The sequence below is a fragment of the Micromonospora sp. DT46 genome (assembly GCF_049841735.1).
GTDB lineage: Bacteria > Actinomycetota > Actinomycetes > Mycobacteriales > Micromonosporaceae > Micromonospora > Micromonospora reichwaldensis.
Genome location: NZ_JBNCKW010000008.1, coordinates 439088 through 463944 on the forward strand (window position 1 = coordinate 439088; position 24857 = coordinate 463944).

The 24857-nt window shown below is 70.7% G+C and carries 27 protein-coding genes, 1 tRNA gene and 2 pseudogenes; 18 read left to right on the forward strand and 12 right to left on the reverse strand.

The annotated features are described in order from the left end of the window. Positions 1-43 precede the first annotated feature (43 nt). The 3 genes from rox to ACLQ20_RS24170 all read right to left on the reverse strand — a co-directional run bounded on the left by rox (position 44) and on the right by ACLQ20_RS24170 (position 3842). Positions 44-1492 (reverse strand): rifampin monooxygenase, encoded by a 1449-nt coding sequence (rox, locus tag ACLQ20_RS24160; protein WP_425857750.1) that lies wholly within the window; start codon positions 1490-1492, stop codon positions 44-46. 213 nt (positions 1493-1705) lie between these two features. Next, positions 1706-2353, reverse strand: coding sequence for a DNA alkylation repair protein (locus ACLQ20_RS24165; RefSeq protein ID WP_425857779.1), 648 nt, complete (start codon positions 2351-2353; stop codon positions 1706-1708). Positions 2354-2531: 178 nt separating this feature from the next. Next, positions 2532-3842 carry an MFS transporter gene (locus ACLQ20_RS24170; RefSeq protein ID WP_425857751.1) on the reverse strand — a complete coding sequence of 437 codons (1311 nt, stop codon included), beginning with the start codon at positions 3840-3842 and terminating at the stop codon, positions 2532-2534. 282 nt (positions 3843-4124) lie between these two features. Between ACLQ20_RS24170 and ACLQ20_RS24175 the strand changes: the two genes are divergently transcribed. Continuing rightward, positions 4125-5240, forward strand: a complete 1116-nt coding sequence (locus ACLQ20_RS24175) for a MerR family transcriptional regulator (RefSeq protein WP_425857752.1) — start codon at positions 4125-4127, stop codon at positions 5238-5240. A 190-nt stretch (positions 5241-5430) separates the two neighbouring features. Here the strand turns inward: ACLQ20_RS24175 and ACLQ20_RS24180 are convergent, their stop codons facing one another. Continuing rightward, positions 5431-6174, reverse strand: a complete 744-nt coding sequence (locus ACLQ20_RS24180; RefSeq protein ID WP_151453062.1) for an SDR family NAD(P)-dependent oxidoreductase — start codon at positions 6172-6174, stop codon at positions 5431-5433. A 180-nt stretch (positions 6175-6354) separates the two neighbouring features. Beyond that, positions 6355-6977, reverse strand: a pseudogene (locus ACLQ20_RS24185) (GOLPH3/VPS74 family protein). Between the two features lie 519 nt (positions 6978-7496). Between ACLQ20_RS24185 and ACLQ20_RS24190 the strand changes: the two are divergent. From ACLQ20_RS24190 to ACLQ20_RS24205, 4 genes and pseudogenes are all read left to right on the forward strand, one after another. After that, positions 7497-7689 (forward strand): annotated as a pseudogene (locus ACLQ20_RS24190) (IS256 family transposase); the annotation flags it as partial. Further along, positions 7686-8201 carry an HAD domain-containing protein gene (locus tag ACLQ20_RS24195; protein ID WP_425857753.1) on the forward strand — a complete coding sequence of 172 codons (516 nt, stop codon included), beginning with the start codon at positions 7686-7688 and terminating at the stop codon, positions 8199-8201. The pseudogene ACLQ20_RS24190 and the gene ACLQ20_RS24195, both read left to right, overlap by 4 nt. Before the next feature lie 380 nt (positions 8202-8581). Then, complete coding sequence (locus ACLQ20_RS24200) at positions 8582-8890, forward strand: hypothetical protein (protein ID WP_151453059.1); 309 nt, start codon at positions 8582-8584, stop codon at positions 8888-8890. Positions 8891-9699: 809 nt separating this feature from the next. Then, positions 9700-10248: a DUF1062 domain-containing protein gene (locus ACLQ20_RS24205; RefSeq protein WP_327030997.1), complete on the forward strand. Its 549-nt coding sequence runs from the start codon at positions 9700-9702 to the stop codon at positions 10246-10248. Positions 10249-10431: 183 nt separating this feature from the next. Here the strand turns inward: ACLQ20_RS24205 and ACLQ20_RS24210 are convergent, their stop codons facing one another. Next, entirely contained in the window at positions 10432-10767 is a 336-nt protein-coding gene (locus tag ACLQ20_RS24210) for a site-specific integrase (RefSeq protein ID WP_327030996.1), read from the reverse strand. Between the two features lie 17 nt (positions 10768-10784). Between ACLQ20_RS24210 and ACLQ20_RS24215 the strand changes: the two genes are divergently transcribed. The 6 genes from ACLQ20_RS24215 (at position 10785) to ACLQ20_RS24240 (ending at position 14884) form a co-directional block, all read left to right on the forward strand. Beyond that, a complete protein-coding gene (locus tag ACLQ20_RS24215) occupies positions 10785-11339 on the forward strand; it encodes a GrpB family protein (protein WP_425857754.1) in 555 nt (184 codons plus the stop codon). Positions 11340-11510: 171 nt separating this feature from the next. Beyond that, positions 11511-11846 (forward strand): DUF6204 family protein, encoded by a 336-nt coding sequence (locus ACLQ20_RS24220; protein WP_225851970.1) that lies wholly within the window; start codon positions 11511-11513, stop codon positions 11844-11846. A 149-nt stretch (positions 11847-11995) separates the two neighbouring features. After that, positions 11996-12499 (forward strand): hypothetical protein, encoded by a 504-nt coding sequence (locus ACLQ20_RS24225; RefSeq protein WP_358122833.1) that lies wholly within the window; start codon positions 11996-11998, stop codon positions 12497-12499. Then, complete coding sequence (locus ACLQ20_RS24230) at positions 12499-13020, forward strand: SigE family RNA polymerase sigma factor (protein ID WP_358122831.1); 522 nt, start codon at positions 12499-12501, stop codon at positions 13018-13020. Before ACLQ20_RS24225 ends, ACLQ20_RS24230 begins: the two co-directional genes overlap by 1 nt. Beyond that, positions 13013-14287, forward strand: a complete 1275-nt coding sequence (locus tag ACLQ20_RS24235) for a rod shape-determining protein MreC (RefSeq protein ID WP_425857755.1) — start codon at positions 13013-13015, stop codon at positions 14285-14287. Before ACLQ20_RS24230 ends, ACLQ20_RS24235 begins: the two co-directional genes overlap by 8 nt. A gap of 309 nt (positions 14288-14596) precedes the next feature. Beyond that, positions 14597-14884, forward strand: coding sequence for a hypothetical protein (locus ACLQ20_RS24240; RefSeq protein WP_151453051.1), 288 nt, complete (start codon positions 14597-14599; stop codon positions 14882-14884). 438 nt (positions 14885-15322) lie between these two features. On the opposite strand, the gene ACLQ20_RS24245 is transcribed toward ACLQ20_RS24240, so the two are convergent. Both ACLQ20_RS24245 and ACLQ20_RS24250 read right to left on the reverse strand, forming a co-directional pair. Further along, positions 15323-15397, reverse strand: a tRNA-Val gene (locus ACLQ20_RS24245). Positions 15398-15501: 104 nt separating this feature from the next. Then, positions 15502-16047: a TIGR02611 family protein gene (locus tag ACLQ20_RS24250; RefSeq protein ID WP_425857780.1), complete on the reverse strand. Its 546-nt coding sequence runs from the start codon at positions 16045-16047 to the stop codon at positions 15502-15504. A 303-nt stretch (positions 16048-16350) separates the two neighbouring features. On the opposite strand from ACLQ20_RS24250, the gene ACLQ20_RS24255 reads away from it, so the two are divergent. Next, entirely contained in the window at positions 16351-16782 is a 432-nt protein-coding gene (locus ACLQ20_RS24255) for an SsgA family sporulation/cell division regulator (RefSeq protein ID WP_053653619.1), read from the forward strand. Between the two features lie 103 nt (positions 16783-16885). Here the strand turns inward: ACLQ20_RS24255 and ACLQ20_RS24260 are convergent, their stop codons facing one another. Beyond that, positions 16886-17662, reverse strand: coding sequence for a glucose 1-dehydrogenase (locus ACLQ20_RS24260; protein WP_151457604.1), 777 nt, complete (start codon positions 17660-17662; stop codon positions 16886-16888). Between the two features lie 308 nt (positions 17663-17970). Here ACLQ20_RS24260 and ACLQ20_RS24265 point away from each other — a divergent pair, with 308 nt between their 5' ends. Genes ACLQ20_RS24265 through ACLQ20_RS24275 form a run of 3 tightly spaced genes read left to right on the forward strand, consistent with a single transcriptional unit; the run spans position 17971 to position 19848 of the window. Next, positions 17971-18873, forward strand: a complete 903-nt coding sequence (locus ACLQ20_RS24265; protein WP_327030964.1) for a helix-turn-helix transcriptional regulator — start codon at positions 17971-17973, stop codon at positions 18871-18873. Positions 18874-18880: 7 nt separating this feature from the next. Continuing rightward, on the forward strand, positions 18881-19336 hold the full coding sequence (locus tag ACLQ20_RS24270) for an RrF2 family transcriptional regulator (RefSeq protein WP_121398934.1): 456 nt from the start codon (positions 18881-18883) through the stop codon (positions 19334-19336). Continuing rightward, entirely contained in the window at positions 19336-19848 is a 513-nt protein-coding gene (locus ACLQ20_RS24275; protein WP_151457288.1) for a GNAT family N-acetyltransferase, read from the forward strand. The genes ACLQ20_RS24270 and ACLQ20_RS24275 overlap by 1 nt, the downstream gene beginning before the upstream one ends. Before the next feature lie 40 nt (positions 19849-19888). Here the strand turns inward: ACLQ20_RS24275 and ACLQ20_RS24280 are convergent, their stop codons facing one another. After that, positions 19889-20446 (reverse strand): flavin reductase family protein, encoded by a 558-nt coding sequence (locus ACLQ20_RS24280; RefSeq protein ID WP_425857756.1) that lies wholly within the window; start codon positions 20444-20446, stop codon positions 19889-19891. Between the two features lie 337 nt (positions 20447-20783). On the opposite strand from ACLQ20_RS24280, the gene ACLQ20_RS24285 reads away from it, so the two are divergent. Beyond that, positions 20784-20963 (forward strand): DUF4236 domain-containing protein, encoded by a 180-nt coding sequence (locus tag ACLQ20_RS24285; RefSeq protein ID WP_007075522.1) that lies wholly within the window; start codon positions 20784-20786, stop codon positions 20961-20963. 57 nt (positions 20964-21020) lie between these two features. Here ACLQ20_RS24285 and ACLQ20_RS24290 read toward each other — a convergent pair whose 3' ends face one another. Both ACLQ20_RS24290 and ACLQ20_RS24295 read right to left on the reverse strand, forming a co-directional pair. Then, positions 21021-21911, reverse strand: coding sequence for a hypothetical protein (locus ACLQ20_RS24290; protein WP_425857757.1), 891 nt, complete (start codon positions 21909-21911; stop codon positions 21021-21023). Positions 21912-22061: 150 nt separating this feature from the next. Then, the gene (locus ACLQ20_RS24295; protein ID WP_311411444.1) at positions 22062-22583 is read right to left on the reverse strand and encodes a VOC family protein; all 522 of its coding nucleotides are present in this window, start codon (positions 22581-22583) and stop codon (positions 22062-22064) included. A 50-nt stretch (positions 22584-22633) separates the two neighbouring features. On the opposite strand from ACLQ20_RS24295, the gene ACLQ20_RS24300 reads away from it, so the two are divergent. Together ACLQ20_RS24300 and ACLQ20_RS24305 are read left to right on the forward strand one after the other, a co-directional pair. After that, complete coding sequence (locus ACLQ20_RS24300; protein ID WP_132240103.1) at positions 22634-23095, forward strand: MarR family winged helix-turn-helix transcriptional regulator; 462 nt, start codon at positions 22634-22636, stop codon at positions 23093-23095. A 57-nt stretch (positions 23096-23152) separates the two neighbouring features. Beyond that, a complete protein-coding gene (locus ACLQ20_RS24305) occupies positions 23153-24715 on the forward strand; it encodes a tetratricopeptide repeat protein (protein WP_425857758.1) in 1563 nt (520 codons plus the stop codon). Positions 24716-24857 lie beyond the last annotated feature (142 nt).

Genomic DNA, 24857 nt, shown 5'->3' on the forward strand with positions numbered 1-24857 from the left:
GTACGGTGATCGCCGTTGTCCACCTTCGACGTGCCTGCCGCCCTCACCCGGCCGTGGGAGTTCCCGCGGCGCCGAACCACCTGGCGAGCGCGACGTCGAGCGTCTGCTGCTCCTCGCCGACCCACGCGACGTGCCCGTCCGGCCGGAGCAGTACGGCCGGCACGTCCCACTCGTCGCTGCCGTCGGCGACGTGGTCGACCCGGTCGGCCCAGCCGTCCACCGAAAGCCGCCCCGTCTGGTCGAGCAGCAGCCCGTTGCCGGTGCGCAACAGCTCGAACAGGCGCCCGTGATTCAGCCCGACGTCGCGCAGCCGCCGCCCGAGCAGGTCGTGGCCCGCACCGAAGTCGTACCGGATGTCGATCGCCGTGATCTTCTCGATCAGGAACCGGTTGACGTCGTTGAAGTTCATGAGCTGCGCCAACAACCGCCGAACCGCCTGCGGTCCGGGTTCGTTGGTCGTCAGCTGCATCTGTGCGCGGGTGTTGTCCAGCACGTCGGCGGCCACCGGATGCCGCTCGGACCCGTAACTGTCCAGCAGGTCGTCCGGCGCCCAGCCGTTGACGGCCGCCGCCAGCTTCCACCCCAGGTTGAACGAGTCCTGGATGCCGAGGTTGAGTCCCTGCCCGCCCATGGGCGGGTGGACGTGCGCGGCGTCCCCGGCCAGGAACACCCGGCCGACCCGGTAGCGCTCGGCCTGGCGGGTCGCGTCGCCGAAGCGCGACAGCCAGCGCGGGGAGTGCGCGCCGAAGTCGGTGCCGGCGTACCTGCGTAGCTGTCGCTTGAACTCCTCGAACGTCGGCGGCACCGAACGATCCTCGACCACGCCCTCCGCCGGTACGACCGCCCGGAACACGCCCGGCTTGCCCGACGGCCCGATCCCGAACCGCTTCTCGGTCCTGCGTACCTCGGTCATCACCTCGGTGAGGTGATCCGGGGACGCCGTCACCTCCATCTCGCCCAGCAGGGTGTCGATCTTCGACGGCTCGCCGGGGAATCCGACCCCGAGCAGTTTCCGAACGGTGCTGCGCCCACCGTCGCAGCCGACGACGAACCGCGCCCGCAACGCGGTCGCGGTTCCACTTCCAAGGTGTACGGTCACGCCGTCGTCGTCCTGCGCCAACCCGACCACCGCACAACCGCGCCGGATCTCGGCCCCGACTTCGACCGCGTGCTCGGCGAGCAGTCGATCGGTGAGCGTCTGCGGAATGCCGAGCACGTATCCGTGGGCGGTGTCCAGCCCGGACGGGTCGGGCTTTTCGATGCCCGCGAAGAATCCCCTGAGCGGATACTGCCTGCCGTTTTCGAGGAACCGCTCCAACAGCCCCCGCTGATCCATCACCTCGATACTGCGCACGTGCAGCCCGAGCGACCGCACGAACGGCGGCGGCTCGGCGTCCTTCTCGACCACGAGCACGTGGACGCCCCGAAGACGCAATTCACTCGCCAGCATCATGCCGGTCGGACCGCCGCCAACAATGATCACATCGAACATGAATCCCCCATGGTGTGCCGATTCCCGCGCTCGGCCGACGATTCTGCGCCACGACGGGGGTCTTGCCGCAAGCCCTGGGGTGCGGTATATGTTAATGGTGGCAAGGAGTTCTCCTCCTTGCCTTTGTTGTTCTCCGGCCCCGCACGCGCGGCCTTTGTTGTTCCCAGGCCGACGGGATCTGCCCGTCAGTACGCTGCGCTCGTCACCGGTTCCTCACGAGCTGCCCTGCTGCCGGCGCACCATCTCGGTGATCCAGATGGGCGCGAACGGAGACGTACAGCCCGGGGAGGTCGGGTAGTCCTTGAGCACCCCCAGGCGCTCACCGATCTCGATCGCGCGGGCGCGGTGCCCGGCGTGCTCGATCCCGATCCGAGCCAGGCACTCGTTCATCGCCCACTGCAGGCGATCCGGCGCGTCTCTCATCTCCGCCTCGATGACGTCGAGCAGTCCTTCGAGGTCGAGGCCCTCGGGCCTCTTCGTCACGCGTTCGGCGGTCAGGGCCCAGCCGGCACTCGCCACCACTGGATCGGGATCGGCGGACCACGCCAGGCGCAGCTCTTCGGAGTGCGGGTTCTTCTTCACCACGTAGTTCACGAGCCAGTCGTGCACCTTGGGTGTGCGCGCCCCACGCAACATAACGTCCAACTCGTCACGCCCGAACGCCTTCGGGCGGCAGATCAGGATCGCCAGCAGCCGCGCCGCGGTGTCGTCCGTCGCCCAGAGCCGGCACGCGAGTTCCTGCTGCGTCCTGAGCCGCTTCGCGAGCGCGCGCAGCTTGCCGAGGTGCACACCATGGTCGTCACCGTGTCTCCTGTTCACCTCGCGCGCCTTCGGGTCCTCGAGTGCGGCCAACTCGGCCATCACCTCGGCCACGGTCGTCTCCGTCACCTCAGCCTCCTCCCCGAACTGTGCGGCTCAGCCTACGAGGGAAGCGCGGGTGAGCCACCTGATCAGCAAAGAGCATGGTCGAGACCACCCATCCGCTGTGGCATCGTGGACGCTGCGTCCGTGTGCCGGGCTCCGCTGGTCACCGGTGGGCCTACGGTGCAGGAGGACCCTGTGCCCGCGCCGGGTCCGGCGCTGGTTCGGCGGATCCGCCCGTCGCGCTGGCTGGCTGCGGGTCCTCCGTGCTCGCCGACCGCGCCCGCAGCCGGCGTACCTCCGGCACCGCGAGCGTCGCTGCCGTGCCGACCGCGACGGCGCCGGCCCCGGCGACCAGCGTCGCGCTGGCCCCGATCAGGGCGCTCGCCGGACCGGCCAGGGCGTACCCGATCGGTTCGAAGGTGTAGGCGCCCAGCCAGTCGTACGAGCTGATCCGCGACAGGGTCTCCGGCGGGACGTTCTCGTGCATGGCCGTCTGCCAGTACGTCCAGAAGACGGACTGGGCGATCCCGCCGAGGAACGCGACCGCGGCGATGGCGACCGGGGAAGCCGCGACGGAGAGCAGCAGGAGCATGGGTACGAAGAGGAACGCGCCGGCCACCGCCGGGATCAACGGCCGCCGGGGGTGGGCCGACATGGCGACGAATCCACCGACGAACGCCCCGAGGCTGATCGCGCCCAGGATGAGGCCCCAGCTGGCCGGCCCGCCGAGCTCGTCCTTCGCGATCAGTGGGCCGAGCACCATGAACGGCGCCAGGCCGAGCATCCGCACGAGCGCGCTCTGGAGGGTCACCGGCCAGAGCCACCTGCGCGACCGGAAGTCCTGCCAGCCGTCCCGAACGTCACGCAGCACGCTCTTGCCCGAGTTGGCGACGGGCGCGGAGCCGACCCGGATCGCGCTGATCAGCACGGCGCTGAGCAGGAAGGAGAGCGAGTCCAGCGCCAGCGCGTAACCGGCGCCGACCGCCACCACCAGCAGCCCGCCCAGAGCCGGCCCCACCACCCCCGCAGCCGCGATCATCAGCCCTCGCAGCCCGTTGGCCTCCCGGTGGTGCTCCGCCGGCACCGTCTCCGGTTGCAGGGCGCTGACGGCCGGGATGAAGAACGCCGAGGCGATTCCGGACACCACCTGCAACAGCAGGAGGTGCCAGATCCTGGCGTGGCCGGAGATCAGCAGCGCCGCCATCACGCCCTGCGACGCGAACCGCACCAGGTCGGCGGTGATCATGAGCCGACGCCGGGACATCCGGTCCGCGACCGCGCCGCCGATCACGAGAAACAGCGCCAGGGAGAACGCCTCCACGGCGAGCACGAGTCCCAGGTCGGAGGCGGAACCAGTCAGGTCGAGCACCCCGAAGGCCAGGGCCACGACGGTGATCTGGTTGCCGAGCTGCGAGGTGATGCGCCCGCCGAGCAGCAGCCGGAAGTCGCGCTCCCGCAGCACGCGCATCGATGGAAGTTTGAACAAGAGAGGGCCTCCTCAGACCGAACGGACTGCGCCGTGCCGCGTCATGGCGGCGGACACAAGCCCTCCATCTTGGCCCAACAGTTGGGCAAGGACGCCGCGAATTTCCGCGATCCCTTCGGGACTCACCACCGAGGCAGAACAGCACGTTGCGGGGCGAGGTCGTCGAGATGGTGGCGGTCGTTCCGGATATGGCGGTGGCCGCGACGTCCGAGTCGCCGCCCGCCACGCGCCGGCGGCGAAGCGCTTGCTCCTCACGCGACGTCATGCCACATAGTCGGGGGCGTGGCGGAGCACCTGACGGTGGGGCGCGTGGCGGAGTTGGCCGGGGTCAGCGTCCGCACCCTGCATCACTACGACGAGATCGGCCTCCTGGAGCCGTCCACGCGGACCACGGCCGGGCACCGGGCCTACTCGGCGGGCGATGTGGAGCGGCTGCGGGAGGTGCTCGCCTACCGGCGGCTCGGCTTCGGGCTGCGGGAGATCGCGGCTCTGGTCGACGACCCGGCCACCGACGCGGTCGCGCACCTGTGCCGGCTGCGTGGCCTGCTGATGGACCAGCGCGACCGTGCTGCCGCCATGGTGACGGCCATAGACAGGGAACTGGAGGCACGGGCGATGGGGATCAGGACGACGCCGGAGGAGCAACTGAAGGTGTTCGGGGCACAGTTGTACGACGCCATCGGATCTGCCTACCCGGCGACGCGACGCACCGAGCCACGGATCGCCGCACGCATCTGGGATGCGCTGGGGGACGCACGAACGGTGCTGAACGTCGGGGCTGGCACCGGCTCCTACGAACCACCCGACCGGGACGTCACGGCGGTGGAGCCGTCGGCGGTCATGCGGGCGCAGCGTCCCGTGGGTGCGGCGCCGTGCGTGGCCGCCCATGCGGAGAATCTGCCGTTCGAGGACCAGTCCTTCGACGCCGCGATGGCCGTCAGCACCGTCCACCACTGGCCGGACCCCGTCGCCGGGCTGCGTGAGATGCGGCGGGTGGCGCGCCGCGTGGTGGTGTTCACGTACGACGCCGATGACACCGGCTGGCGTGAACGGTTCTGGCTCACCCGTGACTACCTGCCCGAGTTCGCGAACCTTCTTGTCGGCTGGCCCTCACTGGCCGACCTGACCAGCGCGATCGGAGGACGCGCGGAGCCGTTGCTCGTCCCGTGGGACTGCACCGACGGCTTCTTCGAGGCACACTGGCGCCGGCCCGAGGCGTACCTCGACGAACATGTCCGCCGCGCGGTCTCGGTGTGGACCAGGGTCGGACCGCAGGCTGAGCAACGGGCAGTCCGCAATCTCCGCGAAGACCTCGCCTCAGGCCGGTGGGCCGAGCGCAACCGCGACCTCCTCGCCCTCGACACGGCAGAGCTCGGCCTCCGCCTGCTCGTGGCCTGAGCCGCCCTGCGGCATGCCGGCGCGAGACGCAGATCCGGCGCACGCTGATCGGCCCACCGGTGTACGGCATCCGGACGTGCCGGATCGAGGTGGTCCGGCCCGGATGCTGAGTGCCTGGCAATGGCTACGGCCCGTTCCCGGCGGAGGAACGGGCCGTAGCCGCGTGCAAGGGTGGCCGGGACGGCGGCGATCAGATGGTGAAGCCGCCGTCCACGTTGATCGTCGCCCCGGTGACGTAGCGCCCGCCGGCGCCGGCGAGGAACGCCACCGCTGCTGCCACATCGGCCGGGTCCGCGTAGTGGCCGAGGGCGGTGTACCCGTTGATCGTGTCGGCATTGGGGCCGTCGGCCGGGTTCAGCTCCGTGTCCGTGGCCCCTGGATTCACCAGATTCACGGTGATCGCTCTGCCGCCGAGTTCGCGTCCGAGTGCTTTGGTCAGGCCGATCAGGGCGGTCTTGCTCATCGCATACAGCGCGAAGCCCGGAAAGACAGCCCGCTCTGCCACGTTGCTGCCGATGTTGATGATCCGCCCACCGGCCGACATGTGTCGCACCGCAGCCTGGGAGGCGACGAACGGTGCCCGGACGTTGACCGCGACGGTCTGTTCGAACTCCTCCAGCTTCAGTTGCTCCAGCGGTCCGAGCAGGAACGCGCCGGCGTTGTTGACCAGGATGTCCAACCGGCCCAGCTCGCCGGCGACCCGGTCGACCGCGCCGACCACGGCCGCCGGGTCGGCGCTGTCCGCCTGTACGGCGATGGCCCGCCGTCCCGCAGCCTTGATCTGGTCCACCACGTCATCGGCGCGCTGCTGATTCTGCTGGAACGTCAACGCCACATCGGCGCCGTCCTCCGCCAGGCGCAGCGCCACCGCAGCGCCGATGCCGCGACCACCACCAGTAACCAGAGCCACCTTGCCGTCAAGTGCGTTGTTCATGACAGCAGCCTGGCCGACAGGAGACCCGCCGTCTGGCGGCGATCGGACGGCGCGTTCTCCTCGCCGTACCACCTCGCGCGTCAGGTGGCCGCTGGAGACAGTTCCACCTCGCCGTGGCGTTTCGACAGCCTGTCGATGTCGAGCCTGTCGGTCCTGTCGATCCCCTCATCCCGGTGACGACTAGACCTCACCGACCGCGGCGGCCTGGATCGATTTGCGCAGGGCGGGGCCGATCGGTCCGCTGAGCTTGGTGAGTTCCTGGATGCGCTGCTTGTTGGCGCGTCTGGTCCCACGGTCGAGGACGAGCGTCAGGTCGCCGGCGGCAACGATGGCCACGAGTGCGGCGTCGGCGGAGTCGATGCTGCCGACGGGTTGGTGCAGGGCGGCGTTGACCAGGTCGAGGAGTTCCGTGCGGACGCGGGGGTCGCGGAGGGGCACCCTGGTGGTGGGGAACAGCCCGAGAATCTTGCGGGTTGGAGGTGGACCCAACCGCCGTCGCTGAGCTGCTGGCGTACCGCTCGGACGGTGGTGCCCTGCCTGTGGCCGATCCAGGACTGCCATGTGTGCGGCTTGGAGCCGGCGATCTCTTCGAGGAGCGCGTCGAGGACGGGATCGCGGCAGGGGTGCCGAACGTCGATGGCGACGCGGCCACATGCGTCGGTGAGGTGGCCGCCCCGGTGGAGGTCGGCGAGGGCCGCGGCACGGAGCATGGCGCCCAGGTTGGTACCCAGGCCGACGCCGCCTTTGTCCGGGTCGTAGGCCAGCACGAAGATGCGCTCGGGAAGGCTGTCGGGTACGGCCACGTCATGCCTCCTTCGGCTCCCCGGTGGCGGGAGCTGCTGCGATGCCCTTGGTCAGCGCCGCCTGGACGATGCGGATGGCCTCGTTGGTGTCGATGCCGACGCTGGCGATGACGGCGGCGTACTCGCCGGCGGCGCGGCTTGCCGCGTCAAGCCTTGCGACAAGTCAATCAAGGGCGTAAATCTCATGGCGCCGTCTTCACGGTCCACCAGCCCGTAGCGCACCTGCGGCACTCGTACGCCACAGGGCTGGTCTCGCGCGGCGCCCCCGTCCGAGGTCATCCAGCCTGCTGAAGCTCGTCTCGGGCCGGGTCGGCTGGCACGGCTGCGGCACTTCCCTGCTGTACTGCTGGCCTCACACGAGGCGCTGAATGCGGACCTTGGGCTGCTCGTTCCTGCACTGGTTATCGGAAGGGATCAAACGTCGATGCGGAAATGGACGGACAGTCGCGTGAACTGCGGTGACATGATCGGCGTGGTGACGGCCGGGACTCCCTCCCCCTCTGCCGACACCCCATCGGCGTGCGGCTGCGCACCAAGGTCACGCGGTGCCGGATCCCGCGCAGCCGCCCTTGCGATGACGTTCGAGCTCATCGAATCCGCCCAGAAACGCTGGCGCGCGGCCAACGCCCCTCACCAGGTCGCTCTCGTGCGCGCCGGGTCCCGATCCGACAAGGGCGTGCTCGTCGAGCGCGAACAGTTCGCTGCGGCATGACCGACCCTGCGGAGAGTCCACTGCTGTTCCTCGATGTCGATGGGCCGCTCCTGCCGTTCGGGGACGGCCCGCAGCGCGAACTGTCAGGTGACGTGTCGACCTCGCATCTGTCGCGGCTCGACCCACAGGTCGGGCATCGTCTGGCGGCGCTGCCATGTGCGTTGGTCTGGGCCACGACCTGGGAAGAGGAGGCGAACACCGAGATCGCGCCCCGGATCGGGTTGCCGCGCCTACCAGTCGTACGCTGGCCGGAGGCCTCCGACGAGCACGAACGCGAGGACCAGTGGTTCGGACTTCACTGGAAGACCCGGACCGTGGTGGCGTGGGCGGAGGGACGCCCGTTCGCCTGGGTCGACGACGAGATCAGCGACGCCGATCGGGACTGGGTGTCCGCGCACCATCCCGGCCGAGCCCTCCTCCATCACGTCGTGGCATCGCGGGGCCTCACCGACGACGACTTCGCAGCCCTCGATCAATGGCTACACGCAGCCTGGGTCAACCACAGGATTTGACGATTGCTCCTCGCATGTAGGTCCTGTGCGCTCCGTGCGGCAACGTCCATCCGCGTACGCACCCTCAGGGCGATGGTTCGCACTCGGTCGCCAGCGGCTGCCCTCGTCCCGGCTGGCTGCTGTCACCGACGCGGCCGACAGCAACAGGAGACAACCGGCCGGCAGGCCGCAGGGGCGTCCACAGGGTGATGGGCGGGACCGCAATGCGATCGGGCCGTCGGCCCTGCTTCGCATAAACTCTCGTGACTGCTTCGTCGCTAGGAAGCACCGGCCGTCGTTGAGCTGTGTCATCAGCAGGGCTGAGCTGTTCGAACGGCCCACCGGAGTCCACAGGCGTCCCGCGCTGCCCGCGCCCGCCGTCACACACCGAGAGGGGTCAGATGGAGACCTGGCGTGTCCTGGCGGCTGTCATCATCGGCCCGGCTGTGAGCCTCCTAGGCGTCGCCCTGGCCACCAACTTTCGCGGGGTGACGGAGTGGCATATTCGGCGATCGATGTCCACGGCGAGCGTGCTACGGCGAGTCCCACCGTGGCGCTCGCTACCCGACGTCCCGCACGAGGAGCGTCTAGCGCGCTTCATCCTGCTGGAACGGGTGATAGGCGTAGCTTTCGCAGTGGCCGGCGTGATGATTTTGGTTGCTGTCAGCTACAGCGCCTTGACCGGTGAGCCGATAAAGACGGTGAAGTAGGCAGCTTCGTCTCGACCACCGACCCGCCCTTCAAGGAAGCAGGCCGGCTGCTCGTCCCGCCACATCAAGCGGGCCTCGACTGCTCGTACGGCCGCTGCCGGAACAGACTGAGTCGGCTCCCGTGTCACGGACCGCGCCCCTCGGCGGACACCGCCCCCATGCTCGGGCCTTGCCGCGCGGTCCCGGCGCGCACCTTCCCCGGCGCCGCGCTGGTCAGGCGCGGCGCGGCCGGCGCGCGCCCAGGCGGCGGCGGGCGCGGCCCGTTGCGGGCCGCCTTTAGACATACAGAACGTTCTTCAAGACCGTCGGCAGCCGGCCGTGTCCTCCGTCGACTGATCGTGTGACAGTCGTCCGTCGACTGATCTGCGACGCCTCAGCGCGCTGATCGCAGCATGGGCGGGCAGCCGACCTGGCCTTCGAGCTGTCCGCGGAAACGCTCCTCGACGACCTCGGTCACGGCTTCGCTGTCGCCGCTTTCCGCCACCGTGAGCAAGGCACACTCCTGGTCCAACGAGATCCCGACGTGCCCCCCGCAGGCGGATCACTTTCGAGCCGGAAAACCGTTTGAGCCCTCCTTCCGCGTTCCCGTAGGTTGCCGATGCCCCGTCGCAGCGAGGACAGAGGACAAACCGCGTGACCCCGCCCGCTCTTTAGACCTGACGCCTTCTTCCGTGCATCTACAGGCCGACCCTCCCGTCGGTTCTGCCGGGCTGCCCGCGTGCGCCCGTTCATGCAGCGTTTGAGGCCGCGCGCAATCGGCCTCGTGTCAGGTCTTTAGAGAGATCATCATGTCTTCACAACCTCATACTGTGCTGCCCTGGATCGTTCGCCGGACCAGGCTGCCTCTGCTGTCGTTGCGGTGCGTGGACTGCCGGTCGGAGTCGGCCACCACCGGCGAGGGCAGGTTCCGCGTCAACGCCAACGGCAAGCTGCTGGACGTGTGGCTGCTGGTCCGTTGCGTGTCCTGCAATCGGACGAGCAAGCTCACCGTGCACGAGCGAGCGTCGGTCAGATCCTTCGATCCGGCGTTACTCGACGGCTACCACGCCAACGATCCGGAGCTTGTGGCGGCCACGCTGCTGGATCCGCTGCTCGCCCGGCGCAACCGGTACGCCCTGGACTGGCAGGGGGCCTGGCACCTGGACACTCCGCCGGCACCGCTCGACGAGGCGTGGCCACTGCAAGTGGAGGTCGACTTCGAGGATCCGGTGCCGGTCCGCCCGGAGCGGCTCATCGCGCAAGGGCTCGGCCTCAGCAGAAACGAGGTACTGCGCCGGGTCAAGTGTGGCATTTCCCTGCGCCGTCCGACGAGCGCCGGATTCACTTTTGTCGTGATGATGAGGGACTCGATGAACTGATTTGCACTCCCAGCGGTGGGAGTCACAGCCGTTACCACGCCACATACGCATACAGCGGGAATCAGAAGTGGGGACATAGGCCGGCTCGCCCATGTCCCCACTTCTGACAACATCCGATCGTTGCCGTCTACCGCATTCTGGCTTGATCAAATGCACACAACTCGGCAGAGCCGTGAGCGCTGGCTATGCCCCGGAGGCCATGTACGCGGCGAGGATGTAGTTGGGGTGGCGGTCGAGGTCCTTGCGTGCTCGGTCGTAGCGCATGGTGGTTCTCGGGTCGGTGTGGCGGGCGGCGATCTGCACGTCGCGGAGGCTGACGCCGGCGTCGAGCGTCGTCGTCACGAACGTGTGCCGCAGCATGTGGGGTGCATCCTCGGCATCCGGATCCCCGCCGCCGCCCGACGCTTCCTCGATGCCGTACTGCACCATGATGTGCAGATCCGCGGTGAGTAGATCCCTCGAGAAGGGATCGATGAAGAGAAGGGGACGATGAGAGGCAACGCCCGACCCGTACTTCATACTGGAAGGCAGTTCTCGTGGACGGCGCACCGGTTACCCTCAGCCCGTACGACCCGCAATGGGCTGTGCTGTTCGAGCAGGAGCAGGTCATCCTCGAAGCCGCTCTGGCGCAATGGCTGGTCGGGCCAGTCGAGCACATCGGCTCCACATCGGTTCCCGGCCTGGCAGCAAAGCCGATCATCGACATGATGGCGCCGGTGCGCAGTCTGTCAGAGGCGGTAGCCGCCATCGAGGTGGTCATCGCTCTCGGCTACTGCAACGGCATGCACCGTCCGGAGGAAGCGCACTACTTCTTCAAGCCGGAGACCGACAACTGGTGGGAGCGCACCTACCAACTCCATCTCACCGAGCCGACCTCCCTGCTGTGGCGGCGACGAGTCGCGTTCCGCGATGCGCTGCGGTGCCGGGCGGATTACCGGTCCCGGTACGAGCGCCTCAAGCGCGATCTCGCGCACGCGCACGGCGCTGACCTCATGGCCTACGCACGCAACAAGGACGACTTCGTCAACGAGGTCCTCGGCGCGCGCGACAGGACGCAAGCGCCGACCGTCAGCTACACCCGGAAACCCTGACGGTCTCTGACCCGCTGTGAAATGCCCATGCGTTTCTGTGTTCCTCCGGGTAGGGTCGCCACCGCCGCACTGGTCGGCCAGGGCATGGCGACGGCGATCTGCCCGCAGCCCTTCCGGCCGCAGCCGCCGACCGATGTCGTGATGCTCAGCCGAAACCGGAGGCCCCCAGCGATGGCCCGAAAGACATATCAGGTCATCGTGCGTGGCAAGTTCGCGCCACTCGATGACGAGCAGCGGGCCGCGCTGCTCGCCAAGGCTGACGAACACGACGTGTTTCGGGCGAAGTTCACCGAGGAAGGCACCGTGACCTACGAGCGGTCCCTACTCGCCTTCACCTTCCGCTGCCTGGTCTCGGCCAACGGGGAGGACGAAGAAGCAATCGTGATTGGCAAGGCGGAAGCGCTCGCGGCAGCCGCCGTCTCGGGAATCGGTGCCGACTACCGCGACCTCAAGTCTGTCTCGACCGACCTCGACGACATCAAGATCCGCCGCCGACGGCAACACTGACACTCGTAGCCGTCGGGCTTCGCCACCGGCGCCCGAGAGGCGGCCCGAGGGGCGCTGCACCTCCGTGACGACGATAACGTCCGGTACCTGGACTCGGTGCGGACCTCCGGCGCGGGCGGAACCTGGAGATCGGAGACGGCGCCGACACGGTGGACTTCGACCTCAACCCCAACCAGATGCGGGAGCTGCACGACGCGCTCACCGCCACCATCACCGCTGACGACTTCGCCGACGCGCCCGGCGCCTACTGGCCCAAGGAGAACGTCGAGCGGTACGTCGACTGGTCCGACTTCGAGCACGAGCACGGCTTCAGCCTGGAAGCCGGCGACGGGCATCCGCATGGTGAACCTCACCCTGCCCCTCAAGCAACTGCAGGCACGGCGCGACCAGCTCGCCGCTTGAACCTCATGATCGAGCGCCGCGACGGCGGCGGGTGGGCGCTGCCCGACGGCCACATCGAGCCGGGCGCGAAGACCGCGGCCGACCCGGCGGGCCCGGGATCTGACCGAAGAAGCCGGGCTGGTCGCCACTCTCACCGACCCGCGGGTCGAGTTAATCGATCATCAAGAAGTTCCGGAGTCACGGCAACGTTTGCTGGGGTCGAGAGCGTAGGTAGTGGCCGTGAGATTGGAACTGAGGGCGCGGGTGGCTGATGCATGATCGCGAGGATAGGGAGGTGACAGCCTTTGTACGGGCGCGCTACGGATCGCTGCTCCGGACCGCCTTCCTGCTGTGCGGGGACCAAGGGAAAGCCGAGGATCTGGTCCAGACGACGTTGGCCAAGACGGTTGTGGCGTGGCCTCGACTGCAACGCTCAGAAGGCGTCGATCACTACGTTCGGCGCATTCTAGTCAACACCTTCGTGACCTGGAGGCGGCGCCGATCCTGGTGGGAACAGCCCTTGGGTCGGCTGGTGGAGAGTCAGGCACGCGACGAGTACGTGGGGGTGGAACAGCGGGACCTGCTCCGCCGGGCGTTGGACGGGCTGCCAGCACGACAGCGTGCTGCCGTCGTACTGCGCTTCTACGAGGACCTGTCCGAGCAGGACACGGCGCACGTACTGGGTTGTTCGGTTGGCACGGTCAAGAGTCTTTCATCAAGGGGTCTGCAGGCTCTGCGTAGGCAGTGGGTTGAGGCCGACGCTGCTGCTGATCAAGAGGTGCGCTATGCATAACACGACCAAGTTGCGTGACGGCCTGGCAGACCTGGCCGAGTCGGTGGTACCGACCGAGGGCTATGAAGGCAAGATCATGCGGCGGGCGGACCGGCGTCGAGGGCGGCGGCGTATCGCCGCCGGAGCCGCGACTGCCGTGTGCGTGGCGGTGCTGGTCACGATGTTTCGGGTTGTCGGATTCGGGTCCACACCGCAACTCGCTGCACCGCTGCCGGATGGCCCGTTTCTGGGGTGGTCCCCGGTGGGAGACGTGGACGCTGGCCTGGTACGTGAGGCCACCGGCGTCTGGGACCGTACCAACTCGGCAGGCCCGCACACTGATGTTCGGGCCCTTGTCGCGACGCGCCATCCACGCCTGCGCTCGACGGTGGTCGTCCTGCAGGGATACGACAAGCAGGGCGACGCGCGGTTGGCGTTTTTCACCGGTGATCTTGGTGCGGCGGACGCCTTGCGGATGCGGGTTGATCGGCCGGTGCCCGACCCGGTGAAGACTCAGGTGATAAGTCTGGTCAGTCCACGGTTGTCCGGAGCCGTCGGCGAAGTCAGTGATGACTCCGCGGGTACCTATGCCATTGCCCTCGCCATGCCGGGCGTGACAGCGGTGCGGGTGTCGAGTACCGCAGTCGATGATGAAATGATCCAAGAACCGGACGGACCCACGAGTCGTCTTGTGGTAAAACGGTTCCCGCTCGCTGCGACCGCGCAGACGACGACGATCGCGGGGTTCATCAAGCCGAAGCGACCGTTCGCCAGCCTCACGAGAGTATTCGAGGTGCCCGGTGAGGACGGTGTGGACGGCGATGCGCGAGCCGTACCCGCTGAGGTGGTCGGCAGGAACGGCCAACAGATAATCGTGGCGTTCCCAAAGGATCAGGGAGTCCGGCGAGGGCAACTGGCAGTCGTCGCCGAAGGTTTGGTCGGACGCGTAACGGCAGTCGATACCGTCCGCGGCGAAGCCACTGTCGACCTCGTTACCAGCACCGGGTTCGCCGGCCAGGTGTACACGAATATCAGTAATGTTCCGGGTTCCGTACGGGGCACCGGCGGAAAGCTGGTCATGCAGGGCGTTCCCGCAGACGGTGAGGTTTACCAGACCAACCGTGTCTTGATGCCGGATCCGTCCCAGCAGAGCAATCAGGTTGGCGCTGTCACGATCGGGCGAGCGTCTGCGGACAAGGCGGCAGGCGCGACCACGGTGGAGCTTACGCCAACAGCCGACCTTGCCAACCTGACCAGATTGTCGATCATGACGCCATCCGCCCCCTGACGGCGCCCCGCCGACGCAAGGATGCGCGGAGGCGAATCGCCTTCGCGCATCCTCAACAGGTCCGTAGATCAGTAGTGGACCGAGCCGCTGCCGGAAGCCTTTGCGATGTCACCGCCGCTCCCCGGCTGCTGGCTCGGCCGCCAATAGGCTCGCTCGCGCGGTAACCCGGTAACGCCCGGTCAGCACCGATCAACGTGCGAGCCTCCCCGCTCTCCTTCGGGAGGGCCGGGGGCCCGTTTCGCGCTGTAGTTGATGTACGTCAATTTCTCTGGCAGGCTCGGCATTCGGATCGAACAGAGTGGAGCTCGCATGTCTGCACTTCGTCGGGTCGTCGCAGCCACAGCGCTGGTCGGGGCGGTGTCCGCGTCCGTCCTGCTCTCCGGGCCTGCGGTCGCCGCCGAAACCAAGTCCTTTTACGGCAGGGGAATGAACAACAACTACTTCACGGCGCTGACCAACGCCAACAACGCTGCGCGCTCCCTTGCCAGCGCCGACGGCTTCGACCCGGACACGCAGTGCAGCCACGGTGGAAGCTTCACGACGCAGCCGTGGCCGGGCCTCTACTCGGTGCTGGCGCAGATCAACTGCACCCGCTGAGTATCCAAATCAGGAGCCTTCGGGGGCAGTCTCGCCCGGCTCCGGGGAACGCTTCGTGTAGCAGCTGCGTCGGGTAACGACCAACGCCGACGCAGCCTGCGGGCTGGACCAACCGTCACCTCCAGCGGCGGGGCTCGCGGGCGTCCCTCATGCGAACGGTTGGGTGGCTCTCATCCTGTTGGCCCACCAACCCAGCGGCCCTGCTCACCTCCGGGTGGGCGGGGCCACTTCGTGCTGCCTGGACCACCTCACCGCCCAAGCGCGGCGTCACGTGCTCGCCCTCCGACGCGTACTCGACGAACACCGGCCGCGGCCGACGGGCGGGATCAACGCATCCGCGACGCGTTTGCTTATGATCCGCTGACGCCTAACGACGGCTAACGACAGAATCAGCAAGAGCCACCCCCGTCCGAGGGTGGCTCTTCTGCGTTATTTCGATGGTGGGCGATACTGGGATCGAACCAGTGACCTCTTCGGTGTGAACGAAGCGCTCTCCCGCTGAGCTAATCGCCCTCAGCGCCGCTGACTCTACCTGATCGAGGGACCGGACCGGAAATCCGGGGTCCGCGCGCCGCGCCGCGATCGGTCGACCCGGCGGAGCGCCGGGTCGGTCCGGGTCAGTGCGTCGCCAGGTAGTGCAGCGCCTCGGCGACCACGTCGATGCCGAAGCTGTACTTCAGTGACAGCCAGACCACCGAGCCGACGAAGGCCAGGCCGACGGAGCCGAGCACGAAGCGTACGGCCAGTGAGCGGTCCTTCACCCACTGGGTCCAGTTGTGCACGTGGCGACGGGTGAAGCCGAGCAGCCGGCGGGCCCAGTGGAACTCAACGGCCCAGATGCCGAGCCCGGCGATCACCAGCAGCCAGCCCGGCCCGGGCAGCGGGATGAGGGCGATGCCGATGGTGACGACGAGGGCGCCGGCGATGGCGATGAAGATCTTGAGGGTGACCCGTCCGGTCGGGTTGGCCCGGATCAGGTCGAGGGTGGTGCTCAGCCGCTGCCGCCAGCGGGGTCGCTGCCGCCGCTCGGCCAGCTTCGTGCCGCCTGCGCCATCCCGGTCGGTCGTCGGCCGACCGGGCCGGTCGTGCTGCTCCGTCGGCACCCCGTACCCCCGCCTTTCGGCTGCTCGGGCCGCGACGTTCGGCGGGCCCGGCACTGCCATCGGATCCACTGAGGATCGTTTCGTAACCATTTCCTCCCCCAGTGTGGCTCGCGCCCGTCACTGCAACGGCCGACTGGACGTTACCGGAGTAAGTCGACGACTGAACCACCCGATGCCGGGCGGGATCACGCACTGGGCAGAACCGGAAATCCTACATGAATATTCACATTCACGCGGCCTTTCCGACCCCCTTCCCACCACTGGGTGAAGTCAGCGTATGGCGGAGCGTAGCCAGGAGTAGCACCTGAGTATGGGAAAAGCGGGACACGCGCGTTCCGCAGCGGTGCCGGGGGGAGATCGTCCATGAGTGTCATCCGACCGACGACCGTAGAGGTCGAGACGTCGCTAAGGCTCGTCGCACCTGACGCCACCGCCTTGCCGGTGCGTGCCAGTCTGCGTTACGACCCTGCTGATCCGTATGCGGTCCATGTCCTGTTCCACGCCGAATCCGCCGGCGGAGAGGCGGTCAGCTGGTCGTTCGCCCGGGAGCTGCTGGTCACGGGCCTCGACGAGCCGGCCGGCATCGGCGACGTGCGGGTCTGGCCCTGGGCCACCCCGCGTGGGGACTTCGTCGCGCTGGCGCTGTCGTCGCCCGACGGCAACGCCCTGTTCGAGGTGCCGCGCAGCGTCCTGGTGCGCTTCCTGCGGCGGACCTACGTCGTCGTCCCGCGCGGCCGCGAGGCCGAGCACCTGGACGTCGACACCGCGGTGACCCGGCTGCTCGCCGGCCGCTGAACCACCGGCCACACCGGCCGTCCGGGGCCGCGCGGATCTGCCGAGTCCGCGCGGCTCCGGCCCACCATGGGGTACGCGCACCGCCTCCCGCCCTTCGCCGAGCTCAGCCGTGGGTGGTGATGCCGCCGTCGACCGGGATCACCGCACCCGTGAGGTACGCGCCGGCGCGGGACGACAGGTAGATCGCGGTGCCGGCCATGTCCTCCGGCCGGCCGATGCGGCCCAGCGGCACCTGCCCCTCGATGGCGGCCCGGGACGCGGGGTCGTCCAGCGCGAACGCCATCATCTTGCTCTCGAACGGCCCCGGCGCGATCGCGTTGACGGTGATCTGCTCGCCGGCGAGCTGGTGGGCCAGGCTGCGGGTGAGCATGTGCACGGCGGCCTTGGTCGCCGAGTACGCGTACACCTCCATCATCGGCACCCGGATGCCGTCGATGGACCCGATGTTGATCACGCGGGCCGGGTCGTCGGCGCTGGCCGACGCGCGCAGCGCGGGCAGCAGCGCGGTGGTGAGCCGGAAGACGGCCTTGACGTTGACGGCCCAGAGCTTGTCGAACGCGCTCTCCGGGTACGACTCCAGCGGCGCGCCCCACGTCGCGCCCGCATTGTTGACCAGCACGTCGAGCCGGTCGAACCGCTCCCGGACGGTGGCGGCCAGGCCCTCGGCGCCGGCGTCGTCGCCGAGGTCGGCGGGGATGGCCTCGCAGCGCCCCTCGGCGGAGAGCTCCTTGGCCACGGCCTCGCAGACGTCCGCCTTGCGGGACGAGATGATCACGTGTGCGCCGGCCCGGACGAAGCCCTGGGCGATCATCAGGCCGATCCCCCGCGAGCCGCCGGTGACCAGGACCGTCTTGCCTTCGACCGAGAACAGATCCGTCATGCCCATCCCATCGCGAGTCGGCCGGGGCCGCCGGGGCGGGGGCGGCCCGGTCCGGTCCGGTGCGGACCGGCTCCGGCCATGCCTCCACCGGACGGCGCTACCGTTCGGTAACGTAGCCCGCCTTCGACGACCTCGACAACCCCCGTCGGTCGGCCCGGGGCCGGCCCGCCGCACGCCCGCCCGCCCCGGCCCACCGGCCGGCCGGCGGGCGCCCGCGGGCCGGGCCCGCAGTGCGACCGGCCGCGCGCGTTACCTGGGAGGCGCTCCCGGGATGCATTGGCCGTCGCTCCGGGCTACCGTCGCAGGCGATGGTCTCTTCCGGTCAGCTCTCCCCCGCTCCGCCCGGCAACCCGGCGACCGCCCCCGCCGAGATCGACACGGTCGCCCTCGGTGACCTCGCCCCCGAGCCGCGCTGGCGTCGTCCGGTGCTGCTGGAGAAGGACCTGCTCGTGCTGACCACGGGCGGACACGGCACGGCCGAGTTGGACTTCCGCGCCCTGCCCTGCCGCCCCGGGACGCTGCTGCGGGTGCGCGCCGGCCAGGTGCTGCGCTGCGCCGGCCCGCAGCTCGACGCGACGGTGGTGCGCTGGGATCCGGCGGCGCTGCGCGGGCTCGACGTCGATCCGGACGCCGTCCCGGCCTGGCTCCAGCTCGCCGGCGAGGACGAGGACGCGGTGATCAACGAGGTGAGCCAGCTGGCGGTGGACTGCCAGCGGCACCGGGGACTCGCCGTCGCGCGCGGACTGCTCCGCCACCAGCTCGCCGTGCTGCTGCTCCGGCTGTCGATGCTGCCCGAACGCGCCCACCCGGCGACCCGGGCGGAGGCCGCCACCTTCCATCGGCTGTGCCGCGAGGTCGAACGCGGCTACCAGCACACCCGCCGGGTCGAGGACTACGCCGCCCGGCTGGGCTGCTCGGTGCGTACGCTCACCCGGGCCTGCCTGGCGGTGACCGGGCGCAGCGCCAAGCAGGTGGTCGACGAGCGGGTGGCCCTCCAGGCGAGCCGGCTGCTGGCCGCCACCGACGAGCCGATCGCCCGCATCGGTCGGCGGCTGGGCTTCTCCGAGCCGACGAACTTCGGCCGGTTCTTCACCCGGGAGGTCGGGGTGAGCCCGGGCGCGTTCCGCGCGGCCCGCGAGCAGCCGGTACCCGGGCCGGTCGTCCGGCCCCGCCCGCCCGCCGACGCGACCGGCCGACCGCGCGGGGCATGATGTCGGGGTGCAGATCTCCGCGCGCGGCGACTACGCGGTACGGGCGGCCCTGAGCCTCGCCACCGCGTACCCTCGGCTGCTGTCCACCCAGGCCATCGCCACGGAGCAGGACATGCCGCGCAAGTTCCTGGAGGCCGTCCTGGCCGACCTGCGGCGGGCCGGCATCGTCCGGGCGCAGCGCGGCGCCGAGGGCGGCTACACGTTGGCCCGGCCGCCGCGCGAGGTGACCGTCGGCGCGGTGCTGCGCGCCGTGGAGGGTCCGCTGGCCGGGGTGCGCGGGCTGCGCCCGGAGGAGACCAGCTACGAGGGCGCGGCGGAGAACCTGCCCGGGCTCTGGGTCGCGGTGCGGGCCGCCGTGCGACGGGTGGTCGACGAGGTGAGCCTCGCGGAGATAATCAGTGGCCGGCTGCCCGCCCACGTCCGTAGGTTGACGGCTTTGCCCGACGCCTGGGAGCCGCGCTGATGCCCACCCCCGTCCTGCACACCGACCGCCTGCTGCTGGAGCCCTACCGGCCGGACGACGCCGAGGACGCCGTGTCCCTGCTCGCCGACCCGGAGGTGGGCCGGTTCATGGGCGACGGCCCACTGAGCGCCGAGGCGGCCGGCGCCCTCTTCGGGCGGATCTTCACGAAGGTCTACGCGGAGGACCTCTTCGACGTCTGGGCGGTGCGCCGGGACGGTCGCTACGTCGGGCACGCCGAGATCAAGCGGACGGACCAGGTCGACGGTCACGAGATCATCTACGCGTTGGCGAAGCCGGCCTGGGGCGCCGGTCTCGGCACGGAGCTGGCCCGGGCCCTGGTCCGCCACGGCTTCGACACCCTCGGCCTGCCCCGCGTGTACGCGACGGTCGCCGACGCCAACCACGCCTCGCTGTCGCTGCTGGGCAGGATCGGCTTCGTCCACGAACGTGACATCGCCGAGGACGACGGCAGCGTGACCCGCGTGCTCGTCGTCGACCGCGCCCCCGCCTGAACGCCGCCCCCGGCCGCGCCGTGGGGCGGGCCCGGCCCGGTCAGGGTCGCGCCAGCGGGCCCGTCGTGGTGTAGCCGCCCCGGTGGTGGACCAGCGGGTCCCCGTCCTCGCCGCCGCCGAGCGCGAGCGGCTCGACCACGAAGAGGGTGTGGTCGCCGACCGGCACCCGGTGCACGACCCGGCACAGCAGCCGGGCCAGCGCTCCGGTCAGCAGCGGCACGTCGAACGGCCCCGTCGTCCAGTGCGGATAGGCGGCGAACCGGTCGATCCCGCCGGTGGCGAAGACCCGGGCGGCCTCCCGCTGGTGGGCGCCGAGCAGGTGCACGGCGACGTGCTCGGCCCGGGCGAAGACGGGCCAGCTCGACGAGGCGGTCCCGAGGCAGAACGAGACCAGCGGCGGGTCCAGCGAGACCGACGTGAACGACGTGGCCGTGAAGCCGGCCCGTACGGGCCCGCCGGAGGCGTCCGGGTGGGCCGGGGCGACCGCGGTGACGACGGTGACGGTGGCGGCCTGCCGGCGCAGCAGCGCCCGGAACAGGTCCCGGTCCACCGGCAGCAGGTCGGCATCGCCCTGCCTGGACCACTCCACGGTGGTCACGCCGGCTGCGGAGTCGGGTGGGCGCCGGAGGTGCGGGGCAGCCCTCCGTCGACGGGCAGGCGAGCCGCGTGGAGAAGATCGTCCCGCTGCGTCATCGCCCCATGCTGCCGGGGGCCGGGGCCCCGGTCAATGCCCCTATCGGAGGCGGGATCGACGTCGGCCGACACCGCCCCGGACCCCTATTGCCGGCGGGTGGGGTTCGACCCCCTCGGGCGCACAGGATTCGTCACCGCCCCTCGACGCCGTCCAGAGCGGACGGACAGGGGTTTCACGATTCGGCGATCCGGGCATGTTCGGGTTCGACAGGGCAGGGAAGGGAATCGAAGGGAGTCCGACGATGGGTCTGATGTTCCGCAAGCGCAAGAAGTACGGTCCGATCATCCTGAACTTCACCGAGAACGGCTTCTCCTCCTGGAGCATCAAGATCGGTCGCTGGTCCTGGAACTCGCGGGCCAAGGCGCACCGGGTCGACCTGCCGGGTCCGCTGTCCTGGAAGCAGGACAAGTCCCGGGCGTGAGGTCCCGAGGTCGAGCGGGGTGCCGGTGATCCACCGGCACCCCGCTCGACGTTCGCGTCAGGACGCCGGTCCGTCCTCGCGCGCCGAGACGACCACGTCCCCGCCGAGCCGGCCGTGCTCCGGGTCGCGGGTCGCCTCCCCCGCGTCGAGCAGGCCGGTCAGCGCCCGGACGGCGTCGGACGACCGGTAGACGGTCGCCGTGAGGGCGTGCCGGCGCAGCTCGGTGACCGTACGCGGGCCGGAGCGCGCCAGCTCCGCCAGCAGCTCGCGGCGCAGCGGGCCGGGCTCCGGGGCCGCGACGACGTCGAGCAGCCGCCCCGCCGGGTCGCGGTAGCGCACGCCGGCGGCGCCGTCGACCGCCCAGAGCGCCTCCTTGAACGCCTCCAGGCTCTTGTCCGACCCCGTCGCGAAGGCGAGCAGCCGCGCCGGAGCCCCGTCGGCGGGCACCAGTTCCAGCTCGGTCGTCAGCGGGAACCCGGCGTCGGCGAGGGCGGCGCGCGCGGGGGTGCCGACGGCGGTGGCGAGCAGCACGTCCGCCGGCTTGCCGATCGCCGCGGCGGTCAGCACGGCGGGATCGGCGTCGTCGTCGTCCACGACGGACAGCAGGGGCGCGCCGGCCGCGCCGGCCGCCTTGACCGCCACCGGCAGCCGGGCCGGTCCGCCGGGCACGAGGTGCACGGCGACGCCCGCCGGCAGTTCCGCCTCCACGGCGCCGAGCCGGGCCGGCAGCTCCTCGGTGCCGTCGGCGAGCACCAGCACGGTGAGCTGGCGCCCCCGCAGCCGGTCGGCGTGCCGGGCGACCACCCGCAGCGCGGCCTCCGCGGAGCCGGCGTCGCCGCCGGCGTACGCCAGGGCCAGGGTGGCCCGCCGGGCGCGGTGCAGCGCCCCCGGCAGCCAGGTCTCCAGGTGTCGGACGAGCAGCTCGCGCAGGACGGCGTCGGTCGGCATGCTGCCGTTCTACCGCACGCCCGCCCCGGGCCGGGCACAGCTCCCCCCATCCGGGCCGGACAGCGCGGCGCGCGGTCGGCGCGGCGCGCGGTCGGGGCGGCGTCCCGTCCCGAGCCGGTCAGGACGGGACGCCGTCGGATCCCGGTCGGGTCAGGCCGGGACGGAGACGCCGACGCCGCCACGGGTCTGGCCGCCGTAGCGCCGCCGCTCGGCGTCCAGGTCGAGCCGGCCGATCCGCTTGCGGGCGGCCAGGGCGGCGTCGTCGAGCCGGTCGGCGGGCACCAGCCAGACGATCTCGAACTCCAGCCCGTCCGGGTCCTGGCCGTAGAGGCTCTTGGTGGTGCCGTGGTCGGACGCGCCGCCCAGGGCGCCGGCGGCGGCCAGCCGCTGGGCGGTCACCTCCAGCTCGTCGAGGGTGTCGACCTCCCAGGCCAGGTGGTAGAGCCCGACGGTGCCGCGGCCGGCGGTGGAGGGGCCGGTGCCCGCGCCGACCTCGAACAGGCCGAGGTCGTGGTCGTTGGTGGAGCCGGGCGCCTGGAGGAAGGCGGCGCCCCGGAAGCCGTCCGGCGTCATCGGGATCGGCCGGAAGCCCAGCACGTCGCGGTAGAAGGCGACGCTGCGGGCGAGGTCACTGACGTAGAGCACGGCGTGGTTGAGGCGGTGGATTCCCATGCCACCGACGCTAGCGCGGTTTGGTTGAACGTTCAACTATCTGGCGTATGATGGGCGTCATGACCCGCTGGCTGGACCCCGACGAGCAGCGCACCTGGCGCGCGTACCTGACCGCCTCCCGGGCGCTGATGGAGGCGCTGGACCGGGAGCTGCAACGCGACGCCGGGATGCCGCACGCCTACTACGAGATCCTGGTCCGGCTCTCCGAGGCGCCGCAGCGGCGGCTGCGGATGAGCGACCTCGCCGAGGCCAGCGGCTCCTCGCGCAGCCGGCTCTCGCACGCCGTGGCCCGGCTGGAGGCGGCCGGCTGGGTCCGCCGCGAGGAGTGCCCCACCGACCGGCGCGGGCAGATCGCCGTCCTCACCGACGAGGGATTCGCCACCCTCGCCGCCGCCGCACCCGGCCACGTCGAGGGGGTACGCCGGCACCTCTTCGACGCGTTGAGCCCGGCCCAGGTGGACCAGTTGCGTCGGATCAGCGAGACGCTCGCCGCACACCTGACCGGTTCTTGACCAATACACTCCCGCTCGGGTCTTGTACTTACCGTCGTCGGATGAGCACGATGGGGCGTGCCTTACGGCTTCGGTGAACTGACTGACCAGGCGCACCACCTGGTGTCCTCCGGCGACCTCGCCGGTGCCCAACGGCTGCTCGCGGACGCGCTGACCGACGCCGACCCGCGTCCGGCCAACGCCACACCCGAGCTGGCCGAGGCCGCCAGCCTCCAGGCCCGCGTGCTGGTCGCCCTCGGCGAGCCGCACTCGGCCCGGGGCTGGGCCGCCTTCGCGTACGCGGCCGCGACCCGGCTGCACGGGCGCTCCGACCAGCGCACGGTTGCCGCCGCGGCCACCCTCGCGGCGGTGCTGCACCGGGTCGGCAGCTGGTCCCGCGCCGCCCGGCTCTACCAGGAAGTGATCATCGAGCTGACCGCGCTCGACGGTCCCGAGTCGCTGCGGGTGCTCGCCGCCCACGCCGACCTCGCCACCGTGGAGTACGCGCGCGGCCAGTGCCAGGTGGCCCGCGACCGGCTGCTGGACGCCTGGGAGCTGCACCGCGAGGTCTACGGCGACGGGCACCCCAGCGGCATCAAGATGCTGGCCCGGCTCGGGGCGATGCGGCGCGACTGCGGGCAGTTCGCCGAGGCGCACGACAACCTGGCGCTGGCCCGGGAGCTGTGCCGACAGCACCTGCCGGCGGACGACCCGCTGGCCACGCAGGTGGCGGGGCTGGCCAGGGCGGCCGCCAACCCGGACCACGTCTGCGCCGACACCGCACCCGTCGGCCGGGACGGTCCGATCGTGCCCTCCGCGCGCACCCCGCCTCCGGGCGACGGGCCGGCGACGGCACAGCACCCCTCGCAGGCGGGCTACCGCCCGGCGGAGCCGGACCCGTACGCCGGGCCGCCGCACGTGGTGCCGACGCCCCGGCAGCCGACGGAGGACCCGCCGCCCGGCTGGTGGCCCCCCGAGGCCGACGCCGGGGACGGGCCGGCCGACAGCGCCGTGCCGCCGGCGGTCGTCCCCCTGGCCAACGGCGCCACCGAGGAGGCCGAGGGGGTGCACCGGGTCCGCCAGCCCGGCGCGCCCGAGGAGCCCTACCAGCCGTCGCGGCTGCTGCCGGTGCCGGTGCACCGCGCGCCGTCCCGGCGCACCAACCGGCTGCTGCCGCTCGCCGTCGGTGGCGTCGCGGTGGTGCTGCTGGGCATGGTCGCGGTGATCACCGGGGTGGCCGGGATGGACGGTGCCCCCGACCCGGCGCCCCCGGCAGCCACCGGCGCACCGGCCTCCACGCGGACCGGGGACCCGGCCGGCACGGGCGCCCCGTCGGCCGCCGGCCCCACGGCCGGGGCCGTGGCCTCCCCCGGCAGCCCGCCGGGCTCGGTGACGCTGCGGGACAACCGCGACAACGTGGCGCTGCGCTGGACGTACCCGGCCGGCGGCGAGGGCCCGGTGGTCATCTCGGGCGGCCGGGTCGGCCAGGCGCAGACGGCCTTCGCCAACCTGCCCGCCGGCACCACCGCCTTCGTCGTCTACGGACTGAACCGCAGCACCGACTACTGCTTCACGGTCGCGGTCGTGTGGTCGACCGACACGATCGCCCGCGCCCAGCAGGTCTGCACCCGCCGCGGCTGAAGGCCCGTCGCGGCTGATGGGCCGTCGGCGACTGACGGACCGTCGCGACTGACGGCCCGCTCCGGCTGACGGCCCGTCGCGGCTGACGGGCCGCCGCGGGTCCCGGGTGGCGCGGCGCCGATCGTGGGCGCGCCGGGCGGTC